Source organism: Nocardioides sp., from assembly GCF_047602075.1.
Lineage (GTDB): Bacteria > Actinomycetota > Actinomycetes > Propionibacteriales > Nocardioidaceae > Nocardioides.
Window position 1 is genome coordinate 2,297,217 of sequence record NZ_JASGIF010000001.1, and the last position, 23,200, is coordinate 2,320,416.

18 protein-coding genes, 1 tRNA gene and 1 pseudogene are annotated in these 23,200 nt (G+C 68.9%); 8 read left to right on the top strand and 12 right to left on the bottom strand.

Translation table 11 applies throughout. The annotated features are described in order from the left end of the window. Positions 1 to 7: 7 nt before the first annotated feature. The 3 genes from QM714_RS11625 to QM714_RS11635 form a co-directional block, all read right to left on the bottom strand. A complete protein-coding gene (locus tag QM714_RS11625) occupies positions 8 to 1,204 on the bottom strand; it encodes a hypothetical protein (protein WP_415100587.1) in 1,197 nt (398 codons plus the stop codon). Then, entirely contained in the window at positions 1,201 to 1,692 is a 492-nt protein-coding gene (locus QM714_RS11630; RefSeq protein ID WP_415100589.1) for a SigE family RNA polymerase sigma factor, read from the bottom strand. The genes QM714_RS11625 and QM714_RS11630 overlap by 4 nt, the downstream gene beginning before the upstream one ends. Before the next feature lie 80 nt (positions 1,693 to 1,772). Then, complete coding sequence (locus tag QM714_RS11635; protein ID WP_415100591.1) at positions 1,773 to 3,206, bottom strand: Fic family protein; 1,434 nt, start codon at positions 3,204 to 3,206, stop codon at positions 1,773 to 1,775. Positions 3,207 to 3,449: 243 nt separating this feature from the next. Here QM714_RS11635 and QM714_RS11640 point away from each other — a divergent pair, with 243 nt between their 5' ends. After that, positions 3,450 to 3,890: an HIT family protein gene (locus tag QM714_RS11640; protein WP_415100593.1), complete on the top strand. Its 441-nt coding sequence runs from the start codon at positions 3,450 to 3,452 to the stop codon at positions 3,888 to 3,890. A 76-nt stretch (positions 3,891 to 3,966) separates the two neighbouring features. Here the strand turns inward: QM714_RS11640 and QM714_RS11645 are convergent, their stop codons facing one another. Beyond that, on the bottom strand, positions 3,967 to 5,643 hold the full coding sequence (locus tag QM714_RS11645; RefSeq protein WP_415100595.1) for an amidase: 1,677 nt from the start codon (positions 5,641 to 5,643) through the stop codon (positions 3,967 to 3,969). Between the two features lie 14 nt (positions 5,644 to 5,657). Here QM714_RS11645 and QM714_RS11650 point away from each other — a divergent pair, with 14 nt between their 5' ends. Continuing rightward, on the top strand, positions 5,658 to 6,671 hold the full coding sequence (locus tag QM714_RS11650; protein WP_415100597.1) for an agmatine deiminase family protein: 1,014 nt from the start codon (positions 5,658 to 5,660) through the stop codon (positions 6,669 to 6,671). Positions 6,672 to 7,025: 354 nt separating this feature from the next. Here the strand turns inward: QM714_RS11650 and QM714_RS11655 are convergent. Continuing rightward, a pseudogene (locus tag QM714_RS11655) lies at positions 7,026 to 7,475 on the bottom strand (Fic family protein); the annotation flags it as partial. Between the two features lie 216 nt (positions 7,476 to 7,691). After that, positions 7,692 to 7,767, bottom strand: a tRNA-Thr gene (locus QM714_RS11660). Between the two features lie 211 nt (positions 7,768 to 7,978). On the opposite strand from QM714_RS11660, the gene QM714_RS11665 reads away from it, so the two are divergent. From QM714_RS11665 to QM714_RS11680, 4 genes are all read left to right on the top strand, one after another. Continuing rightward, the gene (locus QM714_RS11665; RefSeq protein ID WP_415100599.1) at positions 7,979 to 8,587 is read left to right on the top strand and encodes a hypothetical protein; all 609 of its coding nucleotides are present in this window, start codon (positions 7,979 to 7,981) and stop codon (positions 8,585 to 8,587) included. Between the two features lie 2 nt (positions 8,588 to 8,589). After that, positions 8,590 to 9,171, top strand: a complete 582-nt coding sequence (locus QM714_RS11670) for a hypothetical protein (protein WP_415100601.1) — start codon at positions 8,590 to 8,592, stop codon at positions 9,169 to 9,171. Then, positions 9,168 to 9,725 (top strand): roadblock/LC7 domain-containing protein, encoded by a 558-nt coding sequence (locus QM714_RS11675; protein WP_415100603.1) that lies wholly within the window; start codon positions 9,168 to 9,170, stop codon positions 9,723 to 9,725. The genes QM714_RS11670 and QM714_RS11675 overlap by 4 nt, the downstream gene beginning before the upstream one ends. A 62-nt stretch (positions 9,726 to 9,787) precedes the next feature. Beyond that, positions 9,788 to 10,216, top strand: coding sequence for a hypothetical protein (locus tag QM714_RS11680; RefSeq protein ID WP_415100605.1), 429 nt, complete (start codon positions 9,788 to 9,790; stop codon positions 10,214 to 10,216). Positions 10,217 to 10,359: 143 nt separating this feature from the next. Here the strand turns inward: QM714_RS11680 and QM714_RS11685 are convergent, their stop codons facing one another. From QM714_RS11685 to topA, 4 genes are all read right to left on the bottom strand, one after another. After that, on the bottom strand, positions 10,360 to 11,916 hold the full coding sequence (locus QM714_RS11685; protein ID WP_415100607.1) for an alpha/beta hydrolase: 1,557 nt from the start codon (positions 11,914 to 11,916) through the stop codon (positions 10,360 to 10,362). Then, entirely contained in the window at positions 11,916 to 13,061 is a 1,146-nt protein-coding gene (locus QM714_RS11690) for a DNA polymerase III subunit delta' (RefSeq protein WP_415100609.1), read from the bottom strand. The genes QM714_RS11685 and QM714_RS11690 overlap by 1 nt, the downstream gene beginning before the upstream one ends. Further along, complete coding sequence (gene tmk / locus QM714_RS11695) at positions 13,058 to 13,717, bottom strand: dTMP kinase (RefSeq protein ID WP_415100611.1); 660 nt, start codon at positions 13,715 to 13,717, stop codon at positions 13,058 to 13,060. The genes QM714_RS11690 and tmk overlap by 4 nt, the downstream gene beginning before the upstream one ends. A gap of 200 nt (positions 13,718 to 13,917) precedes the next feature. Further along, complete coding sequence (gene topA, locus QM714_RS11700) at positions 13,918 to 16,608, bottom strand: type I DNA topoisomerase (RefSeq protein ID WP_415100613.1); 2,691 nt, start codon at positions 16,606 to 16,608, stop codon at positions 13,918 to 13,920. A 125-nt stretch (positions 16,609 to 16,733) separates the two neighbouring features. Between topA and QM714_RS11705 the strand changes: the two genes are divergently transcribed. Together QM714_RS11705 and QM714_RS11710 are read left to right on the top strand one after the other, a co-directional pair. Beyond that, entirely contained in the window at positions 16,734 to 17,750 is a 1,017-nt protein-coding gene (locus QM714_RS11705) for an ATP-binding cassette domain-containing protein (RefSeq protein WP_415100615.1), read from the top strand. After that, on the top strand, positions 17,747 to 18,568 hold the full coding sequence (locus QM714_RS11710) for an ABC transporter permease (protein ID WP_415100617.1): 822 nt from the start codon (positions 17,747 to 17,749) through the stop codon (positions 18,566 to 18,568). Before QM714_RS11705 ends, QM714_RS11710 begins: the two co-directional genes overlap by 4 nt. Here QM714_RS11710 and QM714_RS11715 read toward each other — a convergent pair. Continuing rightward, the gene (locus QM714_RS11715; RefSeq protein WP_415100619.1) at positions 18,552 to 21,695 is read right to left on the bottom strand and encodes an ATP-binding protein; all 3,144 of its coding nucleotides are present in this window, start codon (positions 21,693 to 21,695) and stop codon (positions 18,552 to 18,554) included. The genes QM714_RS11710 and QM714_RS11715 overlap by 17 nt on opposite strands. Further along, on the bottom strand, positions 21,692 to 23,188 hold the full coding sequence (locus QM714_RS11720; RefSeq protein ID WP_415100621.1) for a methyltransferase: 1,497 nt from the start codon (positions 23,186 to 23,188) through the stop codon (positions 21,692 to 21,694). Before QM714_RS11720 ends, QM714_RS11715 begins: the two co-directional genes overlap by 4 nt. Positions 23,189 to 23,200: the final 12 nt, after the last annotated feature.

The window sequence follows — 23,200 nt, forward strand, 5'->3', positions numbered from 1 at the left end:
TCGATGATCAGTTGACCTCCCGGCGCCAGGCGATGGCGTGGCTGTCGGTCTGCGCCAGCGGCTCCAGATGTCCGGTTCGGTAGTCCCAAGCTGCGATCACCGTGGAGGGGTACTTGCCCGTGTCGTCGCGGAGCCCGAGAACGGGCAGATCCCCTTGCCAGCCGAGAAGCACCTCCAGGTCGACACCCTGACCGGTGGGCAGGAAGGCGAGAACATCACCAGTGGTGGCGTCGACCGCTACCACGCCGTTGCCGAGGGACGGGTCTTCTGTCCCGACCATACGGCGGTTGACCGCCATATCGCCCACCACGACGCCGGCCCTGACCAGCGGTGGGTAGGGGAACAGGCCACCATCGTTGTTGCCGAGCGTGGGGACATCGGGGCGAGCTCCCCAATCGAGGGAGCCGCCGTTGCGGCCCCAGCTGAGCGTGTCGCCATCGACGTACGCCGTGCTCGGCCCGAGAGAAGAGGGACTCTGGTGACCACTGTCGAGGTCGACCACGGTGCCGGCGGTATCGGTCTCGGCCGCGACCCAGACATGGGTGTCATCCACCCAGACCGCGTAGGCGAGGAAGGCGGCGGGCATCGGGTAGGTCCGACGGCTCCCGTCGGTGAGGTCGACCACCACCAGAGAGTCCGGCTGCGGCAACGCCAACCGGGTGCCGTCCGGCGAGAAGGCGGTCGGACGGATCACCGGCGACGTATAGCCGCCCCCATCGTCGATGGGGACCAGGCCGGGCAGGTCGATCCGCCGCCATTGCCCGTCGGCACCGAGCACGATCGGAACAGCCTCATTGTCGGGATCGACGGTAGCGAACACGCCTTCGGTCATCGGGTCCTCGGCCAGCTCGGTCGTCGCGCCCGGATCGAGCCGAGGCACGGTGTCGAGCCCGGCCCACCAGGCTCGGGTGAGCAACCGTTGGGTGTGGGCATGGTCGATGCCCGTCATCCCAGCTGCGTCTGTTCGGGGCGCATCGTCTGGTGGGGACGACGTCGGCGTGTGGGCCGGCCCGGTTGGCGGCGTACTCCCCGCGCCACCTCGCAGAGACAGCGCGGACATCGCTGCGACCAGCATCACCACCGTGGCGGCACCCGCGACGGCGGTGCGACGTCGTCGCGTACGGCGACGTGCGGCATCCCACGCACCCTCGGCCACTCGGGTCTCAGGCAGCTCCATCTGGTCGACCAGATCGGCAAGTCTCATGCCGGCTCCTCCGCAAGTTCGTCAAGCTCCGGAGCAATCTCCCGGAGCCGAGCGAGTGCGACCGAGCACTGCTTCTTCACGGTGCCCTCGCTGACGCCCAGTACCGCTGCGGTCTCGGCCACGCTGAGGTCTTCCAGGTAGCGCAACACGAGGGCAGCCCGTTGCTTGTGGGTCAGTTGCGCGAGCGCAGTCTGCACCATCACAGGCGTTTCGCGGGGAGGGTCGTGGGCAACATCCGGCGGACGGTCGGTGACCGTCTCACGCCGGACTCGACGCCACCACGAGACATGCTCGCGGAAGATGACAGTGCGCACCCACGCGTCCGGGTGGCCCTTGCTCAGAGCGTCCCACCGCTGCGCGGCGCGGATGAGGGCCTCCTGCACCAAGTCCTCAGCACGCTGGAAGTCGCCCGTCAACAGATACGCCGAACGCACCAATCGCTGTTGGCGCGCCCTAGCCCACTCCTCGAACGACTCCTGTCCGCGCATCGACACCTCCACCCTGTCAAACGCGCGAGAGTGGCCCTAGGTTGAAGGCGCCACGCCCTCGCGCAAGACGGTGATGACGGTCAGCCCTGCCGCCAGGGGGCCGGGTTCGGCTCTGTGGTCCGACCGAACACCCGCAGCCGGTTGGGGCTAGTGGGCTCCTCGAAGGCATTCGCCTCGGTCAGCTGCTCCTTCATGCGCACGTAGTCGGAGAAGTCGATACTCGCGGTGAAGTCGTGGGCATAGCGCATGGCCTTGACGAGAACGTCGGGACGGCTCTGCCGGGACAAGAGTCGAAGGCCGTCGAGGTAGTCGTCGCGGAACACGGTCGGGACGATGATGCGCGCCTGCCCACCGGCTTCCAACTCGGAAGCCATCATTGCGCGAGCAGCACGCCCGTTGCCGTCGTTGAACGGATGGACCTCCGAGACCAGGAACGCAACATAGACCGCACGCTCCCAAGCGGTGTCAACGCTGGCACGCAGACGCCACCCGGCAGCAAGGGTCCCCGACACCAGGTCAGGATCGACGAAGACCGTTCCGCCGGCTCGGTTGACCTCGGTCTTGAGCTCACCGGGACGCTGGTCCGGGCGCCCTTCCATGATCCGACGGTGCCGCCGCCGGAGGATCGCGATGAACTCCTCCTCGCTCTGAGCGATCGTCGCCATCTCCGCTCGGTCGGCGAGCAGGCGGTACGTGCCGAGGATGTCGTGGGCGTCCTGCGGGCGAGCACGAGGGATCTCCCCGTCGTACACGATCCGAGCAGCCTCGTCGAAGTCGAACTCGGTGCCCTCGATGAAGTTGGAGAAGTACGCCTCCGCGAAGGGCTCGAAGGCGTCGCCCGGCGCGACTGGGGCCCGGCGCGACTGCGGGGCAGCGGCCCTGAGCGCTTCGGCCAAGATCTCGAACAGCTCCAGCCGATGCTGATCGACCGGTCGCCCCAGCCGACGCCGCGAGAGGGCATTGCTGCCAGTCTCGGTGTCGCGAGTCCCCAACGCCAACCCGATCAGGTTGCGCATCCGCTGGAGGCGTTCCGGTGACACGCCCAGCGTCTCGGCCAACTCCTCGGCGCGCTCGCGGTGCGTGGCCAGCCTGGCCTCCCCCTCGCTGCGGCATAGTCGATCGATCCAGTCACCCAACTCAGCCTCGGACAGCGTGCGAGGCGGGCTTCCACCACGCGCCCGAGACTCCAGGCAGTTCTCCGCCAGCCCCCGCGCTGGGGACGCCAGGAACAGGCCATATGGAAGCGGGATGTCATCATCTTGGGGGCCAGCACCTGACCGCACTCGGACCTTGAGACCCGGAAGCGAGATGTCACGGGCCCGGCCCTCACGAGCGAGGTACAGAACCCCGCCGACGGGCGAACCAGACGGGGCGGATCGGTCCGTCACCACCGCGCCGGGGACGAGCCGGCCGACGATGGCATGCAGGTTGGCCCGCACCGCCCGCTCAGGATCTTCGCCAGCACGCACGTACACACCCGGCGCGATCCTGGTCAACGCCTGGCGAGCCGCCATGCTGCTGATGGTTGAGGCGGGCATGTCGCCGGCGAAGACAACAGCCGACTGTCTATCCACGATGGACTCCGACCTGCTCGCAGTTTCTTGTCTATAGTAGCGCTAATCTCGTATTAATGCGCAGGTAGTGGGCCGATCCCCAGCTCGACCACCCGTCTCAGTGGACTGGGCCAACGGCCGAGGGCCGACTACGCCACACACAACTTGACAGCGATCGGCGCTGTCTCCTGAAACCATCACGGCATGACGGACCGCCCGGAGACAGACGATCAGTGCATCTTCTGCGCCATCGCTGCGCACGAAGTGGAAGCCAGTCTTCTTCATGAAGACGAAACTGTTGTCGGGTTCATGGATCTGAGCCCCGTCACACCTGGGCACCTTCTCGTCGTGCCACGCAAGCATGCGGTGGGCCCGGAAGACGTCGATCTCGAAACCAGCGCGCACGTGTGGTCGGTTGACCATCAGATGGCCAAAGCACTCCGACGTTCAGGTCTTCAGTGCGACGGGATCAACGTCTTCCTTGCTGATGGCGAAGTCGCATTTCAGGAGGTCTTCCACTTCCACCTTCACGTGTTCCCGCGCTTCTCCGGCGACGGCTTCACGATCGCTGCCAACTGGCAAGAGCGCGAGCGGTCCTTGCTCGACGGGGAGGCTGATGCCATCAGGGCCGCTATTGCCGTGTGACCAACGACTGAGTAGTCGTTCGCGGGGAACTCATGCGCCGCCCGCGCTGCGTGTGGCCCGGATGACAGCGCCTCCCCTAGAGGCGTGGAGTCCGGGGTGGCTCCGTGCGTCGGCTCGCGGTCGCCTCGATCGCGGCACCGAGACGGAGCAGCGCGGCGTCGTCGTACGCCCGACCGGCGACGGTCAGCCCGACGGGCATGCCGGTATCGGCCATGGTGCCCATCGGCACCGTCACGGTCGGGATGCCCAGGTGTCGGATGACGAGGTTTCCGTTGGCGACCCAGACGCCGTTGCGCCAGCCGAGGTCGGCGGACGTGGGGTTGCGATCCATGTCCGCGGGCGCGACATCGGCAACGGCCGGGAAGACGACCGCGTCGAGTGCCAACTCGTCCATCCAGTCCTCGAGGTCGACGCGACGCGTCTCCTCGAGGCCGCGCAGGCCAGCCTCCAACTCGGGGATGTCGGTGACGACCGCGTAGGGATGCTCGCGGACCTGGGCAGGGTAGGTCGCGATGTCGTCGTCGAAGTCGGTGTATCGGTCGGGCAGAGAACCCTCCGGACGAGGGAAGATGGTGGCGCCGTCGACATCGGTCAAGGTGTTGAGGGCGGGGTCGCCGTTGGCGGCGAGGAAGTCGTCCCACGCCCACGCGCTCAGGTCGTTGATCTCGCGCTTCAAGAACTCCCCGCCCACCAGGCCCCGTGTCTTGACCGTCGGGGCGCCCGGGCGGTCGCCCTCGTAGTTGGTCACGACAGGGAGGTCCACCTCGACCACGGTGGCGCCCGCAGCCTCCACGTCGGCACGAAGCCGCTCCCACAGCGCGATGACCGAGGGCCTGGTCTCGATCCGTCTGCCGGTGGGTCCACCGATGCCGACGCCGTCGGGGGCGTCGTCCTGGTTGACGAACATGCGCGGCACGCCGAGACGCTTGCCACTCAGGTCGACGCCGTCGGCGAGAGCGACGTACGACGACGGGCGGACCTCGCTCGCTCGCGGGATCGGCACCCACTGCTGGATCCGCCAGAAGTCGCCGCGGGGCTCCGGGTCGTCGGCGACCACGATGTCCAGCACCTCGAGCAGGTCCACCATCGTCCGGGCGTGCGGCACGACAACGTCCATCGTCGGCACCAGCGGCCAATTGCCGCGCACGGAGATCACACCGCGAGAGGGGGTGTAGGCGCACAGGGCGTTGTGGGAGGCCGGTCCGCGGCCGCTCGACCAGGTCTCCTCGCCCAGGCCGAAGGCCGCGAACGACGCGGCGGTCGCCGTGCCCGAGCCGTTGGAGGAGCCGGACCCGAACGGTGCCGTCAGATAGTCGGCGTTGTAGGGGCTCTCCGCGCGGCCGTAGACACCGCGCTGCATGCCGCCGTTGGCCATCGGCGGCATGTTCGTCAGGCCGAGGCAGATCGCACCGGCCGCGCGGAGCCGCTCGATCGTGAACGCGTCACGCTGGGCGACGAGGTGCTCGAAGGCTGGGCTACCGGCCGCAGCGGTCAGACCCTTGACGAGGTAGGAGTCCTTCGCCGTGTAGGGGATGCCGTCGAGCGGTCCTCGGGTCTCGCCTAGGCTGCGGTGGTCGTCGGATTCGCGGGCCTCGGCCAGGGCATCGGGGTTGCGGACGACGACGGAGGTGAGCTCGTCGTCGTACTCCTCGATGCGGGCCAGGTAGGCCTCGACCAAGCCGACGCTGGTCACCTCGCCGGCCTCGAGCGCGGCGCGCAGGGTGGGGATGGTCGCTTCGACGACATCGAACACGCCAGAATCCTGGCATGACTTCGATGCCGAACCCGACCATGCCGCCAGAGTGGGCCCCGCAGGACCGGGTCTGGATGGCCTTCCCCGTGCCTGGCTACTCGCTGGGCGAGACGGCGGAGGAGGCCGACGAGGCGCGTACGACGTGGGCGGCCGTGGCCAACGCCTGCGCAGCCTTCGAACCGGTCACCGTGGTCGTCGATCCGGCGGAGGCCTCGGCCGCGCAGAAGCTGCTCGACCCCGAGGTCGAGATCGTCGAGGCGCCGCTCGACGACGCCTGGATGCGAGACATCGGGCCGACCTTCGTGCACACCGCCGACGGGTCCGTCGCCGGCGTCGACTGGGTCTTCAACGGCTGGGGCCAGTCCGACTGGGCGACCTGGGACAACGACGAGCGGATCGGTTCGCTCGTGTGCGACGTGGCCGGGGTGCCACGGATCGCCTCCGACTTGGTCAACGAGGGCGGCGGCATCCACGTCGACGGCACCGGGCTGGTGCTCGCCACCGAGACGGTCCAACTCGGTCCGGGTCGCAACGACAGCTGGGCCAAGGAGCAGGTCGAGGCGGAGCTGGCCCGCACGATCGGCGCCACCGAGGTGTTCTGGCTGCCTCGGGGGCTGGCGCGTGACTACGAGCGGTACGGCACCCGAGGGCACGTCGACATCGTCACCGCGTTCACCTCGCCGGGGCGGGTGCTCCTGCATGCGCAGCAGTCACCGGAGCACCCCGACTTCGAGCTCTCGCAGTCGTTCCGGCGTCTGTTGGCTGACCGCTTCGAGGTCGTGGACATCCCGGCCCCGGCCACTCTGCGGGACACCGAGGGATGGGTGGACTGGTCCTACGTCAACCACCTCGTCGTCAACGACGGCGTCATCACCTGCTCCTTCGACGACCCCCACGACGCCGAGGCCGTTGCGATCCTCCGCGAGGCCTATCCAGGGCGGTCGGTGGTCACGGTTGACGCGCGGCCGCTCTTCGCCCGCGGCGGCGGAGTCCACTGCATCACCCAACAGCAGCCGTCGCCACGCTGAGCGGTCGGGTCCGAGCTGGCCAGGCCGGATGTGCAAGAAGGGCAGCACCTTCCAAGCGACCGCGTCCTTGCGCGCACGCAGGCTGCCTGTCCAGCGGTCGTGAAGAGTCTTCAGGTCGGCCGCGAGTAGCTGCCCATTGTCAACGGCGGCGAATGCTGCCCGACTGAACTCTTCGACGATCGGGTTCGGGTCGCCGTGGCGGTAAGACGTGAGTGAGTTGTAGTAGGCCTCCGTGTCGGACAACAGCCCCGCAGACACAGGAACCGTGGTGCGGGTGGTCGCTCCACCGTTGCGAAGCATGAGGTGGACGAGGGCTCGTCCTGTACGGCCGTTTCCATCCCTGAACGGGTGAATGGTTTCGAACTGGGCGTGCGCGATGGCCACCTGCGTCAGGAGGGGGAGGTCGGTCCGCTCGGAGAACGCACAGAGATCCTCGATCGACTCGTCAATCCTCCCATCGTGCGGAGGCACGAACTCCGCACGATGGGGGGAGTCGTCGGTTCCGCCTATCCAGACCTGCTGGTCACGAAACTGGCCCGGGTCGGCTTGGTCTTGGCCGTGCATGAGCGCCTCGTGGATGGCCAAGATGTGCTCAGGGGTCAGGGGTCCGGTGAACTCAAGAGCGCGGTTCATCGCCTCGACGTTCGCCTGGACAAGCTTCGCGTTCGATCCGAACTTGGCCAGGCCGACATCGGCCAAAGACAGGGCCCTGGCACCGACGGTGATGTTCTCGATCTGTGAAGACGAGGCGGACTCGGTCCGAAGCAAGACTGCGGACAGTGGGGCGAACTCCCCTGAGAACATGCCTGAAAGTTCGGCATCGAACCGCGTGACCGCGGCCCGGGCGTCTTCGGCCCGTACGGCAACGTCTGGCGGCGAGCACCGGGTGCGCTAGGGCTACTGGTGTGTACGGCACAGCATGTGCGTCGTACGCACCAGTAGCCGAGAGAGCGTCAGCTGCGGGCTGGCCGGTAGGGCCTCCGATCAGCATTTGCGCTGGCCAGAGATCAGAGGCCCCGTTGGAGCCGCCTGTCGGAATCGAACCGACGACCTAGTCATTACGAGTGACTCGCTCTACCGACTGAGCTAAGGCGGCGGGTGCCGGAGGACCGGCACGACGCGCGGAAGCATACCGACCCGGTCGGCCAGCCCACGAATCCGTATCCCGAGAACGGCGGCCCAGTCAGACGGCCCTCGCAACGACGGTGATGGTGCCGACGCGGTCGCGCGAACGATTGGCCTGGCGTAGCGGGTCGAGCAGTGTTCATCAAGCGGGCATTGGGGTGGGGCTCGCTGCTCTGAATCAGATGAGTGGACGAGCCGTCGGCATCGTCACCACGATGCTCCTGGCACCCGTGACCGCAGAGCTGCTCCAGGCCTATCTCGGGGACCTCGGTGGTCCGGTCGGGCTCGTCTTCGTGGTGCCCTTCTTCGCGCCGCTGTACGGCGGGGCGGCGTTGCTGATCCGCGAGGTCTCGGTCCGCACCGGTCGAGGGTGGCCGGGCCGACTGCTGATGGCCCCCGGGTGGACCCCGCTGGGGCGACCGCTGCGGCGCCGGCCGGGCACCACCCTGCCTCCGCTGGCGTGGGTCGGGATCGGCATCGTCGGCATGCTCGCCTTCGACATGGTCCCCAAGTCGTGGCTGAGCGTGGCGATCGACCTCGCCGTGCTGGTCGGCGGTGGGCTCCTGGTGCTGCACAGCGCTCGTGCTCCTGCTCGGCGTGGCGCTCGGGCGACGCACTCGGGGCCTCCCGGAGAGTCACCGGACCAGACCACTCTGAGCGCGGATAGCGGGTTTGCGCGGGGCTTGGCAACCCCTTTGGCAAATTCCGACCACTTCGCTTCCCTGCATGGCCCATCCGGACTAGCGTCAGCGCTGGCACGACAGGTTCAAACACTTTTTCTCGGGAGCTGAACATGCAGCCAGTACTAGGGGCCCCCACGTCCCGCCAGGTCGCCTTCGTCGGACCCTTCGGCGTCGGCAAGACCACCGGTGTGTGCGCCGTCTCGGACACCCCGGTGACCACCACAGAGGTGCTCAGCACCGCTCTACGCGCCCGCACCGGTCGTCACCTGAAGACGACCACCACCGTGGGTCTGGAGATCGGTGAGTGGCGCACTCCGCACGGCCACCAGGTGGCCGTCGTCGGAACGCCCGGCCAGGAGCGCTTCGACATCGTCCGGCGGACCGCGATGCCGCGCAGCACCGGCGTGGTGCTGTGGCTCTACGGCCAGCATGACCTCGCCACGCTGGACGCCGAACTCTGGATGGAGTTCATCTCCCGGGAAGTCCCCACGCGCAAGATGACAGTCGCTGTCACCCGGCTACCCGAGGGCGGCACCGAGCGGGAGCTGGAGAGGTTCCGACGGATCATCCGTCGCTTCGACCCCTCCGTCCCCGTGATCGCCGCCGACCCGCGCGAGCGGGTCGACGTCGAGAGCGTCCTGCTCACCGCCTTGCGCATTCCCGCCCAGCGTTCCCAGGAGGTCGTCGGATGAGCGCCCACGCACACCAGCCAGAGCACAGCAGCAGCACGTCGTACGAGGCCGAGCACGAGGTCGAGCACGACGCAGAGATCCTCGTCCTCACCCCCCGCTCGGCGGAGCCGGACGGCACCGAGATGGACACCGATATCGCCGACTACTGGGAGCTGTGGTCAGAGCAGATCGGTCGGGCGCTGGTGCCCGTGCTCGACAAGCTCGCCGCCTCGCTGCCGTCGTTCAGCTCCGCGATGATCTGCACCGCCGACGGGTTCAACCTGTGCACCCTCGGGGTCGACGAGGATCAGGTCACCCGGCTCTCGGCGATGACCAGCTCGTTGCACTCGATCGCCGACGTGATGTCGACCTCGGTCCACGACGGCGACGACCTTCTCGACATCGTCAGCCTCACCAACGGGTCCAGCAGCACCGTGCTGATGGCCATCCGCAGCCTGATCATCGGGCAGGTGCTGCTCTGGGTGACCGCCGAACAGGTGCCCCTGGGAGCACTGCTGATGCGAGGCCGCGTTGCCGCCCGTGACGTCCGCACGATCCTGGCCGACGCACGCTGAACCGAACCACCCACCCCGCGCGACCGCGCACCGAAGGAAACACCGAAAGAAGCGGAGACCCCATGCTCGACATCGACATCAATGCCCTCGAGCAGGCCATCGCGGCTGCGAAGGCGGTGCTCAAGGACGGTCTCGTCGCCAGCGACATCTGGGACCGCGAGAGCGGCCTCAGCCTGGCCGGCTACAACAGCCGCCCGGAGGCGGTGGCGCTGTTCAACCAGCTGACCTACGAGATCTCCGACACCCTGTCGGGCTCCAACTTCCCCGCGCTGAACCGCTACTACTTGCTCGACGTCGACGGAGACAACACCATCGTCGTGCAACGCCACGGCGAGGACCTGATGTCCGGCATGCTGCTCGACGCGACCCGGGTCAACCTGGGCATCCTCGTGTCCGTGGTGATGCCGCGGCTCACCGCGGCAGTCGCCGCCGCCCAGCACAACGACGACCAGATCGCCGAGCTCGAAGAGCTGGCCAACGCTGGTCGCTGATCTGGCGATCAGACTTCCTTCCTCGTCTGACAGCCAGTCCACCCCCCCCCACACCAGGACCGGCCGTCAGGCCCAGAGATCCCGCGGGTAGGGCCACCCTGCCCGCGGGATCTCCTATCCCTCGACCGCTCCCGCCGAGCGGATCAGCAGGCGAGGCCGTCCTGGGGCACGTCGCCGTCGACGAGAAAGTCCTCCACGGCGTCGTCGACGCAGGCGTTGCCGGCGTGATAGCCGGTGTGTCCGTCGCCGTCACGGGTGACCAGGACTCCGGAGGCCAGCTGGTCGGCGAGTGCCTTAGCCCAGGCCAACGGGGTGGCGGGGTCGCGGCTGGTGCCGATGACCAGGATCGGCGCCGCGCCCTGGGCCATCACCTTCGGATAGGGCTCCGCGACCGGCCAGCCGAACCCGCGGCACCCGGTGAGCGACCAGGCGAAGATCCGCCCGAACACCGGTGATGCCTTCTCGAACGCAGGGACCTGGGTCGGCACGCGAGTCGCTGGCAGCGACCAGCCGTCGTCACGGCAGTTGATCGCCAGGTTGGCCTCGATGGCGTTGTTGAGGAAGCCACCCGACGGGTCGCGGTAGGTGTAGGCGTCGGCAAGCAGCAACAACGCGGATCCGTCCCCACCGATCGCAGACTTCAGTCCGGTGGTCAGCAGGAACCAGTAGTCCTTGTTGTAGAGCGGAGTGGCGATGCCGTAGAAGGCCAGGCCGAGGGTGAGCTCACGGTCGCTCGTCGTCGGGAGCGGATCCTGGTCGATCCGGTCCAGCAAGTCCTCGATGGTGCGACGCCCCTCCACGACGCTGTTGCCGAGGAAGCAGGACTGGTCGGTGTTGTCGATGCAGTCTTGGAGATAGGAGTCCAAGGCGGTCTGGAATCCGGCTGCCTGCTGCAGAGAGAGATCCCTGGTGCTCAGCTCCAGGTCCATCGCGCCGTCGAGAACGAGGCGTCCTACCTTGTCGGGGAAGAGGTCGGCATAGACCGCGCCCAGCTTGGTGCCGTAGGACGCGCCGAAGTAGTCGAGCGTCGACTGACCCAGCGCGGCGCGCAAGACATCGATGTCGCGGGCCGCATCGTCGGTCGAGACATGGGCAGCCAACTCGCCCGACAGCGCACGACAGCCTTGCCCGAAAGCGCGCACACCGCTCATGAGGACCCGCGTCTCCGAGACGGTGGAGGGCGCCGGGTCGGTCGCGAGGAAGTCGTCGAGCTGGTCGTCGTCGAGGCAGTCGACCGGCGAGCTCTCCCCGGTGCCGCGCGGATCGAAGCCGACGATGTCGAAGTGCTCCAGCAGCGGCTTGCCGAAGACGCTAGCGGCCTGGGCGGCGTACTCCGTGCCGGGCGCTCCCGGGCCTCCCGGGTTGACCACGAGCGAGCTGAGCCGCTGTCCACGCGCGGGCACCTTGAGCAGCCTGAGCTCGATGCTCTGCTCCGCTGGATGGGCGTAGTCCAGCGGGACGGTGAGCGTCGAGCATTGGTTGTCACCGCACGCCGACCAGGTCAGCCGCTGATCGTAGAAGCCTGCCAGCGCCGGATCTGGGGCCGCCGTGACGGCGGGGTCGCTGGGGGTCGGCTGGACGGTGGGAGCGGTGCTGTTCTCCGAGCCCCGGCCACGGTCTTCGGCCACCAGGGTGACAGCGACTCCTGCCGTGACGCCCAGCAGACCCAGCAGCACCAGGCCCGCGATCCAACGCCTCATCAGGCGCTCCTCCTCGGCACCCGCAACGCCAACATCATCGACTCCAACGCCAACAGCGGCGGGACGTTGAACTCCAGCATCTGCTCCCGCGCGGTGAAGATGGCATCGATCCGCCGCAGCTGCGCCTCGGGGCTGGACAGCTCCGCCAACGCGACGATCTGCGGCCGGATGTCCTCGTTGATCAGCTCGCCGTCCGCGCCGGTGCCGAGCTTGATCGCGTCACGATAGACCGACACCAGATCCATCAACCCCCGGTCGATCACATCGAGGTGGCGACGCTTCGCCCTGGTCTTCTGCGCCTTCTCCAGGGCCGCGAGAGCAGGGGCATACTCCCGCGGTCGCCGCCCGCGCTCGACCACGCCGTACGACGTCGCAAGGTCGGCCTTCTCTCGGGCATCCACCTCACCGGTGACCGTGGTCGCCTCCTCCGCTGTCGACTCGGCGAGGTCGGCGGCAGCGCTCAGGCATGCCTGCAGCCCGGTCAGGGAGGTCGGATAGCCGACGACCGAGCGGCGACGGTTGCGGACGTCCTGGTGAAGCGCGAGAGCGCGCGCTCGGCCGATGTGTCCCTGGGAGGCCCGAGCGGCCGACCAGGCCAGCTCCTCGGCCACGCCTTCGGCGGTGATGAGGTGCTCTGCGACCTCCCGGTCGGTGGGCGTGGTGAGCACTACCTGGCGGCACCGGGACCGGATGGTCGGGAGGAGGTCTTCGACGGTCGGGGCGCAGAGGATCCAGATGGTGTGCTCGGTGGGCTCTTCGATGGCCTTGAGGAGGGCGTTGCCGGCCTGTTCGGTGAGCCGGTCGGCGTCCTCGATGATGAGCACCTGGTGTCGCGACGCCACCGGCGCCAGGGCGGAGCGGCGGACGAGCTCGCGGACCTCGTCGACCCCGAGGGTGAGCCGCTCGGTGCGGATCACGGTGACGTCCGGGTGCGAACCCACCAGCACGGTGTGGCAGGCCTGGCACTCCCCGCAACCGTCCTGCTCGCACTCGATGGCCGCTGCGAAGGCGATCGCCGCGTTGGACCGTCCCGAACCGGGTGGGCCGGTGAACAGCCAGGTATGAGTCATACCGCGGCCGCCGAGGCAGACCCGGAGGGTCTCCACGACGTGCCGCTGACCGACCAGCGCGTCCCAGACCGTCACGACTGCGCCACCTCGTCGAGCAGTGGCCGCACCCGATCACGCACGGCCTGCTCGATCTGCTCCTCCGGCAGATGGGCGTCGAGGACCAGGTAGTGATCGGGGTCGGCGGCCGCCATCTGGAGGAAGGACTCGCGGACCCGGCGATGGAACTCCAAGGACTCCCCCTCGATCCGGTCGCGCACACTGAACCGGCCCAGTCCCTGCTCGGGCGCCAGATCGAGGACGACGGTCAGGTGCGGTCGCAGGTCCTGGGTCGCCCAGCGGGCCACCGCTTCGAGCTCGGCCACGTCCAGCGCGCGGCCGGCGCCTTGGTAGGCCAGCGTCGAGTCGACGTAGCGATCGGTGACGACCACCGCCCCCCGCGCCAGCGCGGGGAGCACCACGGTGTCGACGTGCTCGGCCTTGTCCGCGGCATACAACAACGCCTCGGTGCGGTCCGACAGCGTGCCTGTGGCCGGATCGAGCACGATCCGGCGAAGCTGCCGGCCCACCTCGGTGTCGCCGGGTTCGAAGGTGGCGACGACCGAGAAGCCCTCAGCCTCCAGCCATGCCCGCAGCCGACCCGACTGGGTCGACTTGCCGCTGCCTTCACCACCCTCGAAGCAGACGAAGACGCCGCGCGCGGCGTAGCGGCCCGGGCTGGGCGTCACAGGCATCCCCTCGTCTGCAAGCGGCTCATGGCAGGTGTCAGGCCGATCCTAGAGGGGCGGCGCGACACAGTTGTCACCGAATCAACGACGGCGAGCTGGACGGTGACCGCCACTTCGACCGCGCGGTAGAGCCGATGCAGTTCATCCGAGCTCTGCGAAGGGGCGGGTATCACCGGCTCCGCCCCGTAGCCGCCGCCCCGGAAACCTCAGCGCTTGGCGGCCGACTTCTTGGCAGCCGACTTCTTGGCGGTCTTCTTCGCCGGCGAGCGGCGGCTGGCCTTCTTCGCCGGGCCCTTCGCGCGCCGCTCGGCGAGCAGCTCGGCGGCCCGCTCGAGGGTGATCGCCTCGACGGTGTCCTCCTTGCGGAGGGTGGCGTTGTACTCACCGTCGGTGACGTAGTCACCGAATCGACCGGACTTCACCACGACCGGCTTGCCCGAGACCGGGTCGGCGCCCAGCTCCTTCAGCGGCGCCGCGGCAGCGGCCCGACCGCGTTGCTTGGGTTGGGCGTAGATCGCGAGCGCCTCGTCCAAGGTGATGGTGAAGAGCTGCTCCTCCGAGGTCAGTGAACGGGAGTCGGTGCCCTTCTTCAGGTAGGGCCCGTAGCGACCGTTCTGCGCGGTGATCTCCACGCCCTCCGCGTCGGTGCCGAGCACCCGTGGGAGGGAGAGCAGCTTGAGCGCATCGGCCAAGGTCACCGACTCGAGGCTCATCGACTTGAACAGCGACCCGGTCCGCGGCTTGGCGGACTTGGCCGCGTCCTCGGGGAGGACCTCGGTAACGTAGGGCCCGAACCGGCCGTTCTTCGCGACCACCTTCAGGCCACTCTCCGGGTGCACGCCGAGGGCGATCTCCTCACCGGCGGGGTTCACCAGCAGCTCGCGGGCCTTGGCCAGGGTCAGCTCGTCGGGCGGCAGATCGTCGGGCACGTTGGCGCGCTTGCCCGCTGGCATCCCGTCATCGCCGGGGCCTTCGAGGTAAGGCCCGTAGCGGCCGACCCGCAGCGCGATGCCGGAGTCGGGCCCGCCGATCGGGAAAGTCGCAAGCTCCTTGGCGTCGATGTCGCCCAGACCGTTGACCAGGGGCTGCAGACCCTCGACTCGGTCGGAGCCGTAGTAGAACTCCGCCAGCTCGGAGATGCGGTCCTTGTTGCCGGCCGCGATCTCGTCGAGGACGTCCTCCATGCCGGCGGTGAACTCGTAGGAGACGAATCGGGTGAAGTGCTCCTCCAGCAGACGTACGACCGAGAAGGCCAGCCACGCGGGGACCAGCGCGGTGCCCTTCTTGTAGACGTAGCCCCGATTGAGGATGGTTCCGATAATCGAGGCGTATGTCGACGGCCGCCCGATCTCTCGGTCCTCCAGCTCCTTGATCAGCGTCGCCTCGGTGTAGCGGGCAGGCGGCTTGGTCTCGTGACCACCGGCCGTCACCGACGCCGCGGACACCGGCTGGCCCTCGGTCAGGGAGGGCAGCCGCACCTCGGTGTCGTCGCGCTTCTTGCTCTTGTCGTCCTTGTCCTCGACGTAGGCCTTCAAGAAGCCGTAGAAGGTGATCGTCCGACCGCTCGCCGAGAACACCACGTCCTGTCCGGTCGAGGCAGAGCCGCCAAGCCGGACGGTGACCGAGTTGCCGACCGCGTCCTTCATCTGGGAGGCAACGGTCCGCATCCAGATCAGTTCGTAGAGCCGGAACTGCTCACCGGTCAGCCCGGTCTGGGCAGGGGTCCGAAACGACTCGCCGGCGGGTCGGATCGCCTCGTGCGCCTCCTGGGCGTTCTTGACCTTCGAGGTGTAGGTGCGCGGGACGTCGGGGAGGTACTCCGCGCCGTACAACTCGCCCACCTGGCTGCGCGCCGCTGCCACCGCCGCACCCGACAGGGTGGTGGAGTCGGTGCGCATATAGGTGATGAAGCCGTTCTCGTAGAGCCGCTGCGCGACCGACATCGTGGTCGAGGCGCTCATGCCGAGCTTGCGGGAGGCTTCCTGCTGCAGCGTGGTCGTCCGGAAGGGAGGGTACGGCGAGCGCCGGTAGGGCTTGGACTCCACCGAGTGAACCGCGAACGCGGTGTCGGAGAGCGCGTCGACCAGCGACTCGGCGGTGGCCCGGTCGAGGTGAACGACGCCCTTCTTGGCCAGCTCACCGTCCGGCCCGAAGTCACCGCCGCGGGCGACCCGGGAGCCGTCCACCGAGTGCAGCTTGGCCGGGAACATCCGCGGGTCGGCCTCTGCGCCGGCGTCGAAGGTGCCTTCCAGGTCCCAGTACGACGCCGCACGGAAGGCAATCCGCTCCCGCTCACGGTCGACGACCAGCCTGGTGGCCACCGATTGCACGCGGCCCGCGGAGAGTCCCGACATCACCTTGCGCCACAGCACCGGTGAGACCTCGTAGCCGTAGAGACGGTCGAGGATGCGGCGGGCCTCCTGCGCCTCGACCAGGTCCATGTCGAGGTCTCGTGGGTGCTCGGCGGCAGCGAGGATGGCCGGTTTGGTGATCTCGTGGAAGACCATCCGATGGACCGGCACCTTCGGCTTGAGCTCGTCGAGCAGGTGCCAGGCGATCGCCTCGCCTTCGCGGTCCTCGTCGGTGGCCAGGTAGAGCTCGTCGGCGTCCTTGAGGAGCGACTTGAGCTTGGTCATGTGTGCCTTCTTGTCACGCGGCACGACGTAGTAGGGCTCGAAGTCGTGGTCGACGTCGACGGCGAGGCGGCCCCACGGCTTGTCCTTGATCTTGGCGGGGGTCTCGGCGGCACTCTGCGGCAGGTCTCGGATATGGCCGATGGAGGACTCGACGACGAACCCGTTGCCGAGGTAGCCGCCAATAGTGCGGGCCTTGGCCGGGGACTCGACGATCACCAGCTTGTGTGCCACGAGGTGTGCTGTCCTTCTCTGCTCGTCCATGCGCCAGGCGGCGCGGCCTTACCGTAGCGCGCCCTTCCCAACCTGCGGGCTGTGGCCTCCATCGTGTAACCACCGGCTAGATCGGTGTAACCGTCATGCAACCGCGCTCACGGCACCATAGACCCGTGACAGACACGACACTCGCTGTTCGCGCTGAGGGCCTGGTGAAGGACTTTGGCGACCAACGCGCCGTGAACCAGATCGACCTCGAGGTCCGGCGTGGAGAGGTCTTCGGTGTCCTCGGCCCGAACGGGGCCGGCAAGACCACGATGCTCAAGATGCTCGCCACGCTGCTGCCGATCGACGAGGGCCGCGCCGAGATCTTCGGACACGACGTCCGCAAGGAAGCCCACGTCGTCCGCCAGCTGCTCGGCGTGACCGGGCAGTATGCCTCGGTCGACGAGAATCTCACCGCGACCGAGAACCTGCTCCTCTTCGCTCGCTTGCAGGGCGTGCCGAAGACACCGGCACGGGCCACTGCCGAGCGACTGCTCGAACAGTTCGACCTGACCGAGGCCGCCTCGAAGCCGATCTCCGCCTTCTCCGGCGGCATGCGTCGGCGACTCGACCTCGCTGCCAGCCTGATCACCCGGCCGCCCCTGATCTTCCTCGACGAGCCGACCACCGGCCTGGACCCGCGCACCCGCGGCCAGATGTGGGTCACCATTCGGGAGCTGGTCAGAAGCGGCTGCACCGTGCTGCTCACCACGCAGTACCTCGACGAGGCCGACCAGCTCGCCGACCGGATCGCGGTGATCGACCGAGGCGTGAAGGTCGCCGAGGGAACCTCCGACGAGTTGAAGTCGTCGGTGGGCCGGTCCAGTCTCCACCTGACGATGGTGGATCCTGCCCAGATCCCCGCGGCCGCCGAGATCGCCGCAAAGGAAACGGGAGAACAGCCGATCCTCTCCCCGGAGGCGCGCCGCATCACCGTCCCCTTGCACCGCAGCGACCAGGCGGTCGACGTCTTGGTGAAGCTGCGCGCCCAGCACCTCGAGATCGACGCGGTCTCGATCCAGAAGCCCTCGCTCGACGAGGTCTTCTTGGCGCTGACCGGCCACGACACCGGCCCCGACACCGATACAGACACCGGTGACGACGGCGAGCCCGCCGACACGAACCCGATGGAGAACGTCCGATGACTACCTTGACCGCCGTACCCACGCGCGACCCGTCCGCACCGCTGCCCCGCCATGTCTCACTGGGGGCGACGCTGAGCCAGACCTTCACCATGGCCTGGAGGGCTACCTTGAAGATGCGCCGCAACTTCGAGCAGCTCTTCGACGTGACCCTCCAGCCGCTGCTGTTCACCGCGATGTTCGCCTACATCTTCGGTGGCGCCATCTCCGGCGACGTCAACGCCTATCTGCCGTTGATCATCCCCGGCCTGATCGGTCAGACCGTGCTCACCGCCTGCGTGGCGACCGGGGTCCAGCTGCGCGAGGACATGGACAAGGGGGTCTTCGACCGGTTCAAGGTGCTGCCGATCTCCCGGATCGCACCCCTGGCCGGCCCGATGGTGGCCGACATGCTGCGCTATGCGATCGCCGCGACGCTCACCTTCGCCACCGGCATGGTGATGGGCTACCGGCCCGGCGGTGGGGTGTTCGGCGTGCTGGGCGCGATTCTGCTCGCCATCGTCGCCGGCTGGTCACTGGCTTGGATCTTCACTTGGTTCGGCACCATCGGCCGCAGCGCACAGGGGGTGCAAGGCATCTCGTTGATGGTGATGTTCCCGCTGACCTTCCTCTCCAACGCCTTCGTGCCGACCGAGACGATGCCGACCTGGCTGCGCACGTTCGCCGACCTCAACCCGGTGTCCCACGTGATCTCCGCAATTCGGGGACTGGCCAACGACGGCCGCGTCACCGCCGATCTCGGCTGGGCGTTGCTGGGCTGCGCGGTGGTGATCGCGATCTTCGCGCCGCTGTCGGTCAAGACCTTCACCCGGAAGATGTGAGGTCGACCTCCTCGAGCACCGTCGCCAACTCGTCGAGCAGGCGGGCACCCGGTCGGTCGTCGTAGCTCCCCAAGAGCTCGTCGAGCCGGCCGGGTGCCGCGCGTTCGGCCAGCTCGACCAGACCGGCCCACGACAGCGCAGGGTAGGCGCGGTTGTAGCCGTAGCGGTCGGCCAGGACGAGCAGCCGAAGGCCGGGCTCGACGCTCCCGCGAGAGAGCAGATAGCCGCCGAGTGCGGCGACCCCCATCCCGGTGACCGGGAAGTCGACCATGTGGGTCAGCCCCATCGTCAGGTCGCGAAGTCCCGTGTCGACCTGGACTGCCAGCTCGTCGGTGCGACGTTGCTGCTCCTCGGTGCGGGCATAGCGCACATGTGCCGCCAGAGCCGCGCCCTCCGCCACGACCACCCACGGCTCGAGTCCGGTGGCCTCGATCCCTGCGAAGGTGACGGCCCGCATGGCGGTGACGGCCTCGGCGTAGGCACGCAGCCCGTCCGCCACTTCGCCGCGGGCCAGCATCAACTCCGCTTGCGCGGCGATCGTCATCGCACCGCCGCCGACGACCGACCCCGGCGGCAGGTCGTCGAACTCGGCCACCACCTTCTCAGCGCCGACGAGGTCGCCGTCCAAGATCGCGGCGATCGCGACCGCGGAGCGAGCGTGGAGCGCGTCGTCCACCGCCTTGAGTCTGGTGAGCAGCGGCTCGGCGATGCGGGCATGCTCCGCCGCTCGCCGGTGCTGCCCACGCTGGAGACACAGCTGGGCGGCCTGCGAATGCAGCGTGGCGAGCTGCCAGGGTGTGGTCGTCTCATCCACCGCACGCAACGCCTGGTCGATGTAGGACGCCGAGTCGGCGATCGCCCCGTAGTTCTCCGCGAGGACCGCCGCCCACTGCAGTGCCATCAGTCGGGTGGCCGAGTCCGGGTGATCCGAGAGCGAGAGCACTGCGCGGACCGAGTCGTCGGGCCCGGTCGCCTCGGTGAACATCGCGTAGATGACCCGCGACCACGGGTGTCGGGGCTCCCCTAGCCTGGCCAGCACCTCCGGCAGGGGGTCGTCCTCGCCGGGCGGTCTCACGAACCGCACGTAGGTCAGCATCAGCGCGAGGCTGGCGATGGTCGCCTCGACCAGGTCAGGGGGTGGGTCGAAGTCGAGCAGCATCGCCTCGGCGAGGTCGGCGAAGGCCAGCACCCGACCGTGGTTCCCGGTGACCGCCCAGAGCCCACCGAGTGCTGCGAGCAAGCGAACGGCGAGCGGCGCGTCACCGTCCACCAAGGCGCGACGGAGCACATCGGCGAGGTTGTTCTCCTCTTCCCACAAGGCGTCGATGGCCTCGAACTGACGGGCCCCGAACACCTCGTCGGTCCAGCGTTCGGCGAAGGCGACCGCCCACTGGCTCTGCGCCGTCAGCGCATGCTCGCGCTCGCCGGTCTCGGCCAGCCGCTGACCGGCGTACTCCCGGACCGTCTCGAGCATCCGGCAGCGCATGTGGCCGTCGTACTCGGTCGGCACCAACAAGGACTGGTCCACCAAGGCCTCGACCAGGTCGGCGGCGTCGCGCCCGAGCATCGCCTCCGACGCCTCGACGTCGAGTCCGCCGTGGAAGACCGAGAGCCACGCCAGAGCACGCTGCTCCTCGGGCGTGAGGAGGTCCCAAGACCAGCCGATGACGGCGGTCAGGGTCTGGTGCCGGGCATGGAGCGTGCGATCACGGCTGCGCAGCAAGCCGAAGCGGTCGTCGAGGCGCTGCCGCACCTCCTCGGCCGACATCGCCCGCATCCGGGCGGCGGCCAGCTCGATCGCCAGTGGCAGCCCGTCGAGGCGCAGCACGATGTCGGCTACCACGTCGGCCGGCAGGTCGGCATCGGGACGGGCGGCCCGAGCGCGGCGGTTGAAGAGTGCCGCCCCGTCGGCGAGGTCGAGTTGGGCGAGGTTGAACACCCGCTCGGCAGCGATGCCCAGCGGTGCCCGACTCGTCGTGACCACCCGCAGGTCGCGAGTCGTGGCCAGCAAGAAGGCGACCAACGAGGCGACAGCGTCCAGCACGTGCTCGCAGTTGTCGAGCACCAGGAGGGTCGGCACCGTGTCGACCTCCTGGGCGATCCGGGCCCGGATATCGGCTATCTGCACGACAGAGAGAGTGCGCCGACCGGTCACCGAGTCGCGGACTCCCAGCGCCGTCCCGACCTCGGACACCACGTCGGCGGGCGAGGAGATGCTGACCAACTCGACGAGGTGGACCCGCGGCTGGTCAGCCTCGCGGGCGAGCACGTGGGCCACTCGGGTCTTGCCGAGGCCACCAGGGCCGATGATCGAGGTGAGCCGCCCGGTGCGGACCAGCGCCCGAAGCCTGACCAACTCGTCGCCGCGACCGAGCAACTCGTCGGCGTCGTAGTGCACCCCGTGCCGGATCGGTTCGTCGGCCACCAACAGCTCTCGATGCACCTGCTGCAGCGCGGGGTCGGGATCCACTCCGAGCCGGTCGGCGAGACCACGCCGATAGCGTTCATAGCGCGCCAGCGCCGCCGCCGCGCCGACCGCGTGCGCCTCACTGTGCAGCAGGGCGACCAACAGCTCGACGTCGTCGGGAGCCGATGCGTGGGCCTCGGCGAGCAGGGGCAGGGCCTCCGCATCGCGACCACTGCGGCTCAGGGCCAGCGCCTCGATTCGGCAGAGCGCGGCCGTGTGTCCGCGCGCCCGCGCGCGGAGGTCGGCAAGCGGTCCGGCTCCGGCGGGTGCGGCGGCGGGACCGAGCGAGGTTCGCGCCTCGGCAGCCAGGGTGAGTGCCCGCTGGGGATCATCGGCACTCAGCGCCGCGCGGCTGGCGGCCGCCAGCCGATCGACCTGCCAGGCATCGACCTCGTCGGCGGCCAGGGCCAGTTGGTAGCGGCTGTCGGCCCGGCGGACCAGGTCCGGCCCCGCGTGGGAGCGCAGCCGGGAGACCAGGACCTGCAGCGCCTTCGCCGCGGCCGCCGGCGGGTCGTCGGCCCAGATCTCGTCGATCAGCACCGCATCGGAGAGGCCCGCGGGATGCAGGGCAAGGCTGGCGAGCAGGTCGGCCGGCCGGGTGCCACTGATCGGCTGCCTGTCATAGGACACCTCGCCGAGCAGGCGCAGCCGGATGCTCACCGATCCAGGATAAGGACGGACCGGGTGAGCTCGAGATAGCCGTCCTCGACCAGCTCGGTCAGTCGAGGGAGGTAGGTAGCACGCAGGTCGGCCGCGTCGCGGTCGAGCAGATCGGCGACGGCGTCGAGGATGTCACCCAGGGTGAGGTCGCCGTCGCAGGCACCGGCGGCTGCGGCCTCGACGGTGTCGACGGACCTCGCCCGGCGGAATCCGCGCTGCTGGCGCAGCACGATCGTGGCCGGATCCTCGGCACCGGGCGGCCCGCTGGTCTCCTGGACGACGTCGGGGCGCAGCGTGAGCCGCTCGCCGAGCAGGTCGCAATCGGGGAGACTGTCGCGGACGGCCAGCCACTCACCGATCGCCGGGGCGATGGGCTGCTCGACCAGATGGGGCCAGTCGTCGAGTCGGTGCTGTCCTTCACCGTCGCGCCGTCGGCGCAGCGTGATCCACCCGAAGCCGACGCCCTCCACGCCCTGGTCGGCCAGCCAGGAGAGCCAGGTGTCGTATCTCTCGACGTAGTCCGCGGCCCCGTGATGGCCAGAGTCCTTGAGCCACATCTCGACGTACTCCGCCGGGTCGACCACCTCGCGCTGCACGACCAGCGCGTCGCAGCCGGGATCCAGCCAGCCGGCCAGACGCTCGTCCCATGAGCTGCCCTCGGCGATCACCCAGTTCGCCAGCACCTGGCACACGCCGCCCTCGGTGAGGTGGTCCGGCGCACGCCGGACGATGTCCTCCACCGCCCGATCGCCCGGCAGCCCGGAGTCGCGGTAGACCAGGCGCTCGCCCGTCGCCGGCGAGGTCACGAACGGCGGATTGGTTGCGATCAGGTCGAAGCGCTCGTCGGCGACGGGCGCGAAGAACGACCCGTCGCGGATCTCGACGTTGTCGATGCCGTTGAGCTCGGCGTTGAAGGCCACGATCCGCAGCGCTCGTGGGTTGACGTCGGTCGCGACGACCCGGTCGGTGTGGGTGGCCAGATGCAGAGCTTGTACGCCGCAGCCGGTGCCCAGGTCCAGCGCGTGCTCCACCGGCGACCGCAGGGTGAGTCGGGACAGGGACAGCGAGGCGGGGCTGATGCCGAGGACGTGATCCCCGCCGACCCGTGCCTCGCTGCCGTCCAGTCCCGGGGTCAGGTCGGAGACCACCCAGAGGTCGCGGGAGCCGGTGGCGTCCTCTGCGGCGTACGGCCGGACGTCCAGCCGGGCAGCCACCTCCCCGACACTCGCGGCCAGAAACCCTTCGGCAGTGAGCGGATCGACCAGGCCGGGCAGCGCCGCCTCGGCATCGCTTCGTCGGACCGGTGCCTGGAGCAGGAAGATCCGGGTCAGCGTGCTCAGCGGGTCGGCGTGCGCAGTGCGGCGCAGCCCGGGTGTCGTCTCGTTGCGGCCAAGGGCCGCATGCGCCACCGGACCGAGCCGCTCCGCGACACCGTCGTAGGTGAAGCCGGCTGCGGCCAACGCTTCGGCCAGCCGTGCCGCCAGATCCGCCACCAGGCATCGCCC